The sequence below is a fragment of the Dehalococcoidia bacterium genome (assembly GCA_041653995.1).
In the GTDB taxonomy this organism is placed as follows: domain Bacteria; phylum Chloroflexota; class Dehalococcoidia; order GIF9; family UBA5629; genus CAIMUM01.
Genome location: JBAZEK010000006.1, coordinates 24,746 through 34,151, shown reverse-complemented (window position 1 = coordinate 34,151; position 9,406 = coordinate 24,746). Strand labels below are relative to the sequence as shown.

The window sequence follows — 9,406 nt, the reverse complement described above, 5'->3', positions numbered from 1 at the left end:
TAGAATTTACGCACTTTCGGGGGTCTCTTGCCGCCTTTCTCTAAAGTCTTTCGGGGTGGAGTGATTGCGAGTATCATACCTCTTGACTAAGGGCTTGTCAACGGGTATTATGGAAATATGACGAATACAGTGGTGTCTTTTCTACTGAGGCAGGGAGTGGCCATCGCATCAGAGGTGGTGCGGGCCAAGCTGGTGCAGGGCCTTTCCCAAAAGCGGTCCGTCGAGATGGAGCGCCATGCCAACAACCTTCAGCAAATAAAATCCCCGGCCAGGCCGGTCGCGGCCACCGGGGTAAGCTATGGCCCGCCGGCAATCCCGGCTGAAATACCGGCGAAAAACCAGTCTCTCCTCCTACCTTCAAAGGAAGAAACCGTCAATGAGCTGAAGCGCCGGCTCGGCAAAGAATTATACCGGGCGGAACTCGACCTGGTTGAAGGTTTGAAGATCGCCGGCAAGCCCTGTGATTGTCTTGACCATAAGCATACTCTGATGATCGAGGCCGCTGCCGAGGAGCTGATCGCCCAGGACCCGGCCAACTCGGTCTACCGGGATATCATAGACTGGGTCCAGACAAACCGGCCCAAGCTCGCGCCGGCGGCCATCGCCAGCGGTCAGTATGACCAGGAGTATCCGGTCATGGCCGGCGAGTTTCAGCAATTCCGCAAGCGGGTATTTTCTACCCTGGCCGACCAGGACAAGGCGCCGGAAGAGTGCACCACCTGCCAACGCATCGAGAAGGTACTCACGGAGTACAAAGCCCGTAATCACCAGCAGCCGGACTAGACAGCCCGCATCCCCAGCTTCTACCCGATAACCTCACTTAAAATAACAAAAACTGACTAAAATTTACCAGACATCAATTTACCTCTCGACTTTTGTGCCACGCTCAAAAACCTATTGACATACATCTATATATGTTGTAAATTGTGCTTATCTCTCAATTCAGTGATTAGTCTAATAAGACTATCGTCCAATGGCCGAATGGATAGCCAGCGGACACCAGAGTACCTTAACAAAATGATGTAATCCCAAAAACCGGACGTTATAGCGTCCGGCCATTACGGATTATGACTGACAAATGTCAGTGCGATTAGGCTCTATAAGGCCGAAAGTGCGAAGTCTACATCTATATAGGTTATCCACTCATGCGGTATGACGGACGGAAAGAAGATTGACATAATGAAAGAAGTACCGAATTACATCGTTTCGCTGCTTGACCCCCGTCCGGTGCAAGCAAAAAGCACTCGCAGGGTCTGGGGAATGTCGCTACAGGATGTTGTCCTACCGTTTTTGGTTGCCAGCAACGTAACTGGTAAGAGCGCTATCCCGCATGATGCGCTAGGCGCACCGGTTAGACTGGCTTACGATAAAGACGGCAGCGTCAAATTTTCCAAAGCGGGGAAACCGACTACCAGAGTAGCAAAGCCTATCACGGATGCGGTTAATCTCATGCGTGATAACATGGTTGCCAGTCTGCAATCGTTTACCGGCGAGGTTGTCAAGGCTCACAAAGAAGATTATGTCAAAGAAGTCGCCGCTTGCACCAAAGCGGGGAAGCCCGTCCATGAACATGATGAACGCAATTTGCGTACCGCTATGGCCGCCCGTCAAGCGGCTGAAATGGCCGCTCAAATCGAATCAATCCCCGAACAACCGGAAACCGAAAAAGTCGCTGCCTAAATACAATAGTCCGTCATACCGCATGAGTGGATAACCGGAAAGTGGAACATTATGTCTAAATGGCTTACACCAGAGCGTAAGAGTCTGTTATCCAGAATACTGGCAGACTACCTTGACATAAAGCTATGGCAAGTCGATATAATGACTGGTGAATACTATTGTCCGGCCTATGAACAACGCACCAGACCGCTAATCCTAGACTGGCAAGCGTCCGATAGAGCGGACATCCGCAACGTCTGGGAATATGAGCGCAAGCTCATTCATACGCTTAATGAGCGTCAATATCCTTTACGTGGTGAGTTTAGCGCCATATCTAGGGACATATACGCTCAAGCACAACCTCTCTATCATATGGCCGGAATAGGATTATCGCCATTGACGCTTAAACCGTTTGCGCTCATACGCCTATCCAGTACCTATGTAGGATTACACGTCAATCTAGGCGATACACTCAAACGAGCGTCAAAAAACCAGCGGCGGAAACACTTGCGATATGGTAAGCGTTTACCGGATAACATCCAAAGTGAGATTGACTTGCTATGTCGTCAAGCAGTAAACCACTGGCTAGAAAACTAATTTAAAAAGCGCCTTAGCTTTAATGCTAGGGTGCTTTTTTGTCTTTTTCCGATACGTTCCGCTTTCCGGTTAGACTAGGCCGTCTCTTAAAAAGGGACGGCCTCTTTTTATGCCTGTAATACCACCAGGTTAAACGCCTGGTAGAAGGAGGAGGTTCTATGAGCGAATACGAAGCGATACGCACAGCCTTCCCCGGTGCTTCCAAGGATGATATTGATACCCTGGCCAAGCACCGAGCCTTCGTCCATGAGGTAACATTGTACCTTCAGGACCAGGGCTACATTTTCGGCTGCGGGTGCAAGGACGGCTGCCCACCGTATTGTACCTGTTAATATAGACCAGGGCAGGTGTTAAAGGTCTTCGACGGCCGGCCCATGCGACAGCATCAGCTCGGGATGAAATCATCCCCGCTGCGTGGCTGGTAAGAGCCTGTCACCTGCCCTGGTCTATGTTAACAAGACATAAAGGAGGTAGATATATGGCCATTAACCCTATCACACAGGAGGCAGCGCAGGATCTATATTACGCCTGCCGTGCCGCCGTGGTGAGTCTTATCGGCGATGAAGATTACCAGAGATTCAAGCCGGTGATAAACAATCTGACGAGTGCTATCAATAAAGCGGAAGGGAAGGAATAATACAATGAATGAATACGAGGCGGTGCGTGCCGCCTTCCCTGCGGTAAATAATACGAGGAGGTTCAGCAGATGGAAATCAAGCTCGGCGACCGGGTAAAGACGCCCCGGTTTCTGACGGTACGCATCGCCGCTATGTTCGAGAGCGTCGACCTGGCGGAGTCCTGCGGCTTCACAGAGGGAACGGATTTCCGCGACGAAGATTACCACATACGCGGTAAGCACATCGGTGAAAACCGGATGGTATTCGCGGCCGCAAAAAGGACACAACCATAATCCGCGGAAATAAACTCAGGAGTGTAAAATGGCCAAAGTGATGGACCTGTTTGAATACAGGACGGTAGATACGAGCACGACCGAGGGCCTTGACCGGGCCGAGAAGTTGAAGGAGACCGGGTGGGAGATTTACTCGGTTGGATTATACATCGTCCAGTTCTACAGAAAGGTCGGCGTCATCAACGACGCCAGCTAGGTAATATAATATGGCAATATGCAAGAGCTGTAATCAGGAAATGACATCCGCCGATGGATGTACCTACGGCTTCCTCATAGACTCTTACGGTAAGCATGTCCAGCGATCGACCGAAAACTTTGGCGAGCCGGACGGCCGGTGTCACGACTGCGGAGCGAAGCATGGACAACCTCACCATTACGGGTGCGACGCCGAGCGCTGCCCGAAATGCGGCGGCCAGCTGATAGGCGGCTGCACTTGCGGGTGGACACACCTGGCCCACAATTAACCCGGGTAAACCGGGAGAAAGGAGGGAGCTGTGACATGGCATAACTTGCCCCCAGGATGCACGGGCTGCGAGCCTCAGATAATTGGGATTACCGAGGAAGATGAGGCTATCTGCAATTCCTGCCCCTACTGGAACAATGAGCTTGGCGATTGCTCTCCTCCAATGGGAGAGTGCTTGCTAGAAAGGAGGACCACACATGGGCGAGAAGATTGAAGTCCGTCTCCAGGAAGGTATTACGCTGGAAGGCAAATTCGTCATGCCATCTGTCCCGGCGTTGAGAGACAAAGGCATCTTCCTGGAAGACGTACACCGTACAGATCTTACTTACAGCACCAGCGGGGCGATCCCCCTGGCCAAGCTCGTCTTCATCCCGTACGACAGTATCCTCTATATAGTACTGAAACAATAACCGATTAGTCCCTGCTCCTGCTCATCTCCCCGGAGGTGGGCAGCATGGAAGGACTAAAAAGGGGGATAACATGATTAAATGGGACCTGACCAGGGAGGACGACGCCCTCATAAGGGCCATCGCCGATAGGTATATGGCTCTGATGAAGGAGATGGGGGCACCCCGCTTTGATGACAAAACGGGTGTTGTCATGGATATTACCGCCGTACACCTGAACGGCACACCCCTGAATCTCGATAGCTTGCTCAAAGCCGAAAATAACGACTTCATGCACGACGTCACCGGCATCCGCTTTAACCTCGACAAGAAAACGGGCACGCTGATGAATTGCTTCGACCCGCGGTATGCGAGGTAGAGTAATGAATCAGCCAGTTAAAGTAGAGGAAGGTAAAACCTTCGGCTGCGACGACTGCTTCTTCTACCGAGGTTATCGATGCAGGCTGTGGGAGGTGAAAGTGGAAGACCCTCACAATTCCCACTGTGTAAGCCATCTAACGGAGGAGGAGGCCCTCGCCAGGGGCTTCCGGAAACGATAATGCCAAAAGGAGCATTATGAAAGCAAAACGATGGCCACCCGAAGTAGTATGCATCATCAACCGCAGGTACCGGCAGCAGCGTGCCCGGGAGAAGATAGCCCATGCCAAGCACGTTGCCCGCCGGCAGCAGGAGGAGCGGGAGCGCCGGGCCTGGCTTGAGGCCGCGGCAGAGCGGCGCCGGCAGGAATGGCTCGCCGATCCCCGCCGGCAGCAGATCCAGCAGCTCGTCAACGTCCTGGTCGCCTGGCTCTACTCGCATCCCATGTATAAACAAAGGGCTTTGTTCCACACCATATTCGGCCGGCAATTAAACGATTTCTGGGACCTGACTGGCTTCAATATAGTGAAGTTTGACGAGCAATTTATCAAGCCATCTGTAGACGAAAGCACGAAGCAAGCCGTACGCCGTCTATATGGTGATAATGCGGTAGCTTTGGTTTATGAGCTAATTGGCAAACAGGAGGTATAAGATGCCCATCTGGACTAAAGTGGACTCGGCCGTACATCCTTCCGGCAAGCGCTATGTCATCTGGAGGCGCTGGGAGAATGGGGTAGCTATTTACAACGCCACCTGTACCGACGCTCCCCCGGCCGTTGATGATGGGGGCTATCCGAACAAGGAGGCGCTATTCCGTCTCAAGAACATAACTTGCGATATAAAATAGTCTGCGTAGACTAAATAGTCTAGCCAGACTAACCGCTCGGGCGTGCTGAGCCCCTGGGGGCGCCCGGCATGCGGTCGATCCGAGGAGTATGAAATACCGGTTAAATTAATGAATAAGGAGACAATAAAAGCATGAGGAAAAAAGAAGGAACATTCAAGGGTACCTACCCGGAGAGCGCCAACGGCAACTACAAGGTCGTGGACACGATAGGCGTACCCCACCCCTACTGCATCGGCAGCAAGCTCGTCGCCTTCGCCGCAGACCGTCACAACGGCATCCTGGGGGAAGCTGCAATCGAAGACGCGGAGCGGCACGGGATCCACTGCGAGATCTGCAAGGAAAAAATGGGCAAGCCGCTCTCATATGCCGAGCATAAACAGGCGCTCGTCATCGAGAGCAAGGTTGAGATTGACCCGACTCCTAATGAGCTGAAGGAGTACCTGCTGTCGATCAAGGAAGAAGCTGAGAAGAACGGCTACGTCGGCTTCGCCTTCAAGAAGTACGAGCCGCCGAAACCGCCGCAGACCTGGCCCGGCTACAAATTGCCTGACGGCTTCCATCTGGGGGATCGCGGCTGCGGCTGCTTTCTGGAGCCACCTGGCCACCCGACTTATTTCGTCCGTCCCATCTATAACAGCAGGGGGGATAGCCCATCGCGGCCGCCCTATTACAAGCTGAGCGGCACCGGCTACGAGGACCTGGACGACCTACCGTTCACGCCCATCCCCTACGAAAGCCCGAGAGTGAAAGAGTGGGAGATTAACCTCTACCGCCACATGACCCGTTGCTACCATGACGAGTCTATCGAGGACAGAGACAAGACCATGATATTCCCGGTGCCATATTACAAGCTCAAGCATTTCCTGGACGATCCGCGATTCAGCGAGGAGTGGCGGATCAAGGAAAGGGCCGCAATTAAGCAGGCGAATGATGCTGTCATAGCGCATGCCCTGAAAGTGGCCGTGCCGGAGAACCACCGGGCTTACCTTGCTGTCAAGAAATACTATCCCGATGCCAAGCCGCGGCTGGAACTGATCGGCAGGTCCAAGTTCCCGCCGTCTTCCAACTGGTGGACTATCATGGAGGAGCGGCCTACCCCGGACAAGTGCCCGGGAGAATACGGCAAGCCCCATCCGGTGAACGGCGACTGGTGCCAGTTCTGCGGGTGGATGGGGAAGAAGGAGGCTGATGAGAACAGCGACAAAGCGTAAGCTATGGGGACGCGCCGCGACGGTCTCCGGGCTTAAGATATGCGCCAAGCTGTTGGAGGATGCCGCGGAGGCCGCCGGCGAGCCCGTCGCCGACCCCCTGGTGGGCAAGCTGCAGGAAGCCCATAAGCAGCTGGGGCTCATCATCGAGGCCAATCAGATCTACCGGATGCCCAACAAGCGGCTGCAGAACATGATCAGCGCCACCCGGCAGCGGGTAGAGGCCATGCTGGACATGTCGAAGAGACTGCCGATCACCCAGGAAGAGAAAGCCCTTAAAGGGAGGAGGGAAGGAGGTGCCCGTCATGCCAACAGCCCTAGAAGACCCCTTCGGGGATGATTTCGACTTCTACTATGCGCCGGTCTGCACCGATGGTTTCTATGGCCAGTTTCCGGATCAGCCCGGCTCTATATCAACACTCGACATGGAAGTAGGGATAGCTGGACGTACATTGCCCGGCTACTTTCTGAATTAAAATGAGAAAGATAATGGGACAATGCCAGACCAGGGATCTCGTTCACCTGCAAACGATGGCCGACCTTAAAGAAGCCGGCCTGGACGCAGAGGCCAGGCGCATGGCCAACAACCTGAACAAGAGCCAGCAGTTGGCCCTCTGCGTCCTCGTGCTGTTCAAGGATAAGGGAGTCCCCGTCGACGAGCTGAAAAAAATCAAGGAAGTGCTGTTCTGGCAAGACGGCGACCATGTTTTCCCCGAGTTCAAAAACTTCCAGCCTTTCACTGCATCCACCATCGTCAAGCTGGGATGTTCCAGCTCTGTCCCCCTGTTCTTACGCAGATAATTATCCCCTGATATCAAGTAATAAGGAGGTCGCACATGAGCAGAGTATTTGTCTACGACGGTAAACGCATCCCGGATCCGGACCCTACCAAGACGCCAGATGAGGTAAAAGGCATCCTGGCCGACTTTTACCCGGAGCTGTATTCCGCCGAGATCAAGACGGGCAAGGACGGCGAGGATACGGTGCACGAGCTGGTGAAGCGGGTGGGCACGAAAGGTTAACACCATGGCCGAGAATATTGACATCGTCGGTATCCTGCGCAAGGTGCCCGAGAAGCATCTCCTCATCATCGAGCTGGCCAACTCTATCCCGGTGGTAAACGGCAGCTTCGATGCGCTGGTACTAGCCGAAAGACAACTGGAAATCAAAATGGCCGCGGATGAGGCGGCTGCTTACGGCACCAATACCCTGAACGCAACCAACCTGTTGCTCTCCCTGTTGAAAGAGCAGGATAAGGGGGATTAACTTTGTGGGACATCGACTCCATAATACGTGAAAACAACCGGGTGGCCTTGCAGTACATGGAGCAAGGCCAAGACAGGGCGAAAGCGCTATATCCCCAGCCGGAGTATTGGCCCCTGTCCTTGCTGACAAATAAGCTACTGGCCGGGCCTCCCGCTTTGAAAGTCATCATTAATATGCTGACCGAATTCGGGAGTCTTGAAAATTTCAGACGTTTGATCAGGGAATTCCTGCCTGATAAAGAAAAGGAGATCCTGCGTGAGCCCCTGAGCAGGCGCATCTACCGTTTCCGCTACTTATTCGCACAGAAATATTACCCGCTGCCGGACAAAACGGACAACATAGGATATTTTGCCGATATCATGCCCATAGACCTCCTGGGGCTGTCCTATGACACGTACCATGAGATTGATATGCGGCCGGGCTACCTGCTGCTGCTATCGCTGATAGTATATCCCTACCAGGGCAGCGAGAGGTCGTTATCGTCAGAGGATTTTTACGGCGAGAAAGATGCCGGCCGTGTCCCCTTGCTGGGCAAGGTCCAGCAGATGATCGGGAAAGAGATAGCCCGGCGGATACCGAAGGACGGGTGGGATCCCGAAACCCTGCATAAGTTTACCGACGGCACCAAGTATGACGGTTTGGGGGGCTTCGCCGACTGGGCTACGGGGCAGACCGGCTGCGCCATGCTGGACTTCAGTTATTCCGGCTGCCATTACGAACAGGGCAGCTCCGAGCCTGCCTTCGAATGGAGCATGAATAATGTAGAGCGGCTCACCCAGGAATGGCCAAGGATGTACTCTATCCGCGCCAAGATAGACCGCCTGGCGGAACAGGTTGAATACAGCACGGCCTACTTCAGTGAGATGCTGGAATTTCTGTTGCAGAAGACCCCGGCAGGCTACAAACCGGATTATAGCTACGACGAAGAAAATAACTGGTGCGACCTAGAAATAAAACTGGAGGATGATTATGAGGAAGATTACGACGAAGAGCCCGCAGAAGCCAGAGCCTAAGGCGGCGTTCGCGATCGCTGTGCCGGAGGAGCTGGGTGTACCCCCGGACCCGCTGCGGATGCGCCTGGACTTTCACCACCAGTTGACGACCTTAACCTTTTTCGATAATGATAAAACGACTACCCGGGTGGTCGATGCCATGGACATTGCCCATGCCCTGGCAAACGACCTGACCTACGGCAGCGGCCTGCTGCCGGAGAATACGCTCTGGTGGATAAATACCCGCAGCGGGCCATTGTACGCCCTGTACGAGCCGCCGGCGACCCATAAGCTAGCGCTGGAATACGACGTTCACAAAGAGCCGCGGAGGTTCACCATACCCTTACCCGGGTTAATTTTCCTGTGCCGGTCCGGGCTGCCGCCTTACGTCTTTGCTGTAAAAGGCCGCCCGACGAAAAACGATGACATCTTTTATAAGGCGCCGCTGTGTAATATCTTCACCGATGGGAGGTCATGCGGCGGTAATACGCGATACCCGGAGAGGGTGACGGAGATCCCCCGGCACTTTCTCTCCTCCTTCTTCTCCGCCACTGCCGAGCTGAGCGGCCGCTCCAAAAAACATCCCAAGAATATCGTCGCGCTATGGAAAGAACTGGACGGTAAAAAGGAATACCCCCTCGATGACCTGGTGGAACAGGGGCAAATCTATCAATTAGCGGCAATAAGGTAAGGAGATTGC

The 9,406-nt window shown here is 53.7% G+C and carries 18 protein-coding genes; all 18 read left to right on the top strand.

What is annotated here, in order from left to right:
* Positions 1-156 precede the first annotated feature (156 nt).
* The 18 genes from WC359_12550 (at position 157) to WC359_12465 (ending at position 9,397) form a co-directional block, all read left to right on the top strand.
* Positions 157-783 (top strand): hypothetical protein, encoded by a 627-nt coding sequence (locus tag WC359_12550; GenBank protein MFA5401269.1) that lies wholly within the window; start codon positions 157-159, stop codon positions 781-783.
* Positions 784-1,179: 396 nt separating this feature from the next.
* Entirely contained in the window at positions 1,180-1,680 is a 501-nt protein-coding gene (locus tag WC359_12545) for a hypothetical protein (GenBank protein MFA5401268.1), read from the top strand.
* 734 nt (positions 1,681-2,414) lie between these two features.
* Positions 2,415-2,588 (top strand): hypothetical protein, encoded by a 174-nt coding sequence (locus WC359_12540; GenBank protein MFA5401267.1) that lies wholly within the window; start codon positions 2,415-2,417, stop codon positions 2,586-2,588.
* 146 nt (positions 2,589-2,734) lie between these two features.
* On the top strand, positions 2,735-2,893 hold the full coding sequence (locus WC359_12535) for a hypothetical protein (GenBank protein ID MFA5401266.1): 159 nt from the start codon (positions 2,735-2,737) through the stop codon (positions 2,891-2,893).
* A gap of 69 nt (positions 2,894-2,962) precedes the next feature.
* Positions 2,963-3,166, top strand: coding sequence for a hypothetical protein (locus WC359_12530; protein MFA5401265.1), 204 nt, complete (start codon positions 2,963-2,965; stop codon positions 3,164-3,166).
* A gap of 28 nt (positions 3,167-3,194) precedes the next feature.
* A complete protein-coding gene (locus WC359_12525) occupies positions 3,195-3,362 on the top strand; it encodes a hypothetical protein (protein MFA5401264.1) in 168 nt (55 codons plus the stop codon).
* A 464-nt stretch (positions 3,363-3,826) separates the two neighbouring features.
* The gene (locus WC359_12520; GenBank protein ID MFA5401263.1) at positions 3,827-4,039 is read left to right on the top strand and encodes a hypothetical protein; all 213 of its coding nucleotides are present in this window, start codon (positions 3,827-3,829) and stop codon (positions 4,037-4,039) included.
* Between the two features lie 70 nt (positions 4,040-4,109).
* A complete protein-coding gene (locus WC359_12515; protein MFA5401262.1) occupies positions 4,110-4,394 on the top strand; it encodes a hypothetical protein in 285 nt (94 codons plus the stop codon).
* A gap of 197 nt (positions 4,395-4,591) precedes the next feature.
* Positions 4,592-5,044: a hypothetical protein gene (locus tag WC359_12510; GenBank protein ID MFA5401261.1), complete on the top strand. Its 453-nt coding sequence runs from the start codon at positions 4,592-4,594 to the stop codon at positions 5,042-5,044.
* Between the two features lies 1 nt (position 5,045).
* A complete protein-coding gene (locus WC359_12505; GenBank protein ID MFA5401260.1) occupies positions 5,046-5,240 on the top strand; it encodes a hypothetical protein in 195 nt (64 codons plus the stop codon).
* A 131-nt stretch (positions 5,241-5,371) separates the two neighbouring features.
* Entirely contained in the window at positions 5,372-6,451 is a 1,080-nt protein-coding gene (locus WC359_12500; GenBank protein MFA5401259.1) for a hypothetical protein, read from the top strand.
* Positions 6,429-6,788 (top strand): hypothetical protein, encoded by a 360-nt coding sequence (locus tag WC359_12495; GenBank protein MFA5401258.1) that lies wholly within the window; start codon positions 6,429-6,431, stop codon positions 6,786-6,788. The genes WC359_12500 and WC359_12495 overlap by 23 nt, the downstream gene beginning before the upstream one ends.
* Positions 6,754-6,924 carry a hypothetical protein gene (locus tag WC359_12490; protein ID MFA5401257.1) on the top strand — a complete coding sequence of 57 codons (171 nt, stop codon included), beginning with the start codon at positions 6,754-6,756 and terminating at the stop codon, positions 6,922-6,924. Before WC359_12495 ends, WC359_12490 begins: the two co-directional genes overlap by 35 nt.
* A 13-nt stretch (positions 6,925-6,937) precedes the next feature.
* Positions 6,938-7,249 (top strand): hypothetical protein, encoded by a 312-nt coding sequence (locus WC359_12485; protein MFA5401256.1) that lies wholly within the window; start codon positions 6,938-6,940, stop codon positions 7,247-7,249.
* Positions 7,250-7,284: 35 nt separating this feature from the next.
* Entirely contained in the window at positions 7,285-7,470 is a 186-nt protein-coding gene (locus WC359_12480; GenBank protein MFA5401255.1) for a PRTRC system protein C, read from the top strand.
* Between the two features lie 4 nt (positions 7,471-7,474).
* A complete protein-coding gene (locus WC359_12475) occupies positions 7,475-7,714 on the top strand; it encodes a hypothetical protein (GenBank protein MFA5401254.1) in 240 nt (79 codons plus the stop codon).
* A 2-nt stretch (positions 7,715-7,716) separates the two neighbouring features.
* The gene (locus WC359_12470; protein MFA5401253.1) at positions 7,717-8,727 is read left to right on the top strand and encodes a hypothetical protein; all 1,011 of its coding nucleotides are present in this window, start codon (positions 7,717-7,719) and stop codon (positions 8,725-8,727) included.
* A complete protein-coding gene (locus WC359_12465; GenBank protein ID MFA5401252.1) occupies positions 8,684-9,397 on the top strand; it encodes a hypothetical protein in 714 nt (237 codons plus the stop codon). The genes WC359_12470 and WC359_12465 overlap by 44 nt, the downstream gene beginning before the upstream one ends.
* Positions 9,398-9,406: the final 9 nt, after the last annotated feature.

Excerpts from the sequence above, each read along its gene's own strand:
- WC359_12475 (MFA5401254.1), top strand. The coding sequence starts at position 7,475 with ATGGCCGAGAATATTGACATCGTCGGTATCCTGCGCAAGGTGCCCGAG.
- WC359_12480 (MFA5401255.1), top strand. The coding sequence starts at position 7,285 with ATGAGCAGAGTATTTGTCTACGACGGTAAACGCATCCCGGATCCGGAC.
- WC359_12490 (MFA5401257.1), top strand. The coding sequence starts at position 6,754 with ATGCCAACAGCCCTAGAAGACCCCTTCGGGGATGATTTCGACTTCTAC.
- WC359_12515 (MFA5401262.1), top strand. The coding sequence starts at position 4,110 with ATGATTAAATGGGACCTGACCAGGGAGGACGACGCCCTCATAAGGGCC.
- WC359_12525 (MFA5401264.1), top strand. The coding sequence starts at position 3,195 with ATGGCCAAAGTGATGGACCTGTTTGAATACAGGACGGTAGATACGAGC.
- WC359_12505 (MFA5401260.1), top strand. The coding sequence starts at position 5,046 with ATGCCCATCTGGACTAAAGTGGACTCGGCCGTACATCCTTCCGGCAAG.
- WC359_12530 (MFA5401265.1), top strand. The coding sequence starts at position 2,963 with ATGGAAATCAAGCTCGGCGACCGGGTAAAGACGCCCCGGTTTCTGACG.
- WC359_12520 (MFA5401263.1), top strand. The coding sequence starts at position 3,827 with ATGGGCGAGAAGATTGAAGTCCGTCTCCAGGAAGGTATTACGCTGGAA.
- WC359_12500 (MFA5401259.1), top strand. The coding sequence starts at position 5,372 with ATGAGGAAAAAAGAAGGAACATTCAAGGGTACCTACCCGGAGAGCGCC.
- WC359_12495 (MFA5401258.1), top strand. The coding sequence starts at position 6,429 with ATGAGAACAGCGACAAAGCGTAAGCTATGGGGACGCGCCGCGACGGTC.
- WC359_12540 (MFA5401267.1), top strand. The coding sequence starts at position 2,415 with ATGAGCGAATACGAAGCGATACGCACAGCCTTCCCCGGTGCTTCCAAG.
- WC359_12510 (MFA5401261.1), top strand. The coding sequence starts at position 4,592 with ATGAAAGCAAAACGATGGCCACCCGAAGTAGTATGCATCATCAACCGC.
- WC359_12545 (MFA5401268.1), top strand. The coding sequence starts at position 1,180 with ATGAAAGAAGTACCGAATTACATCGTTTCGCTGCTTGACCCCCGTCCG.
- WC359_12485 (MFA5401256.1), top strand. The coding sequence starts at position 6,938 with ATGGGACAATGCCAGACCAGGGATCTCGTTCACCTGCAAACGATGGCC.
- WC359_12535 (MFA5401266.1), top strand. The coding sequence starts at position 2,735 with ATGGCCATTAACCCTATCACACAGGAGGCAGCGCAGGATCTATATTAC.
- WC359_12465 (MFA5401252.1), top strand. The coding sequence starts at position 8,684 with ATGAGGAAGATTACGACGAAGAGCCCGCAGAAGCCAGAGCCTAAGGCG.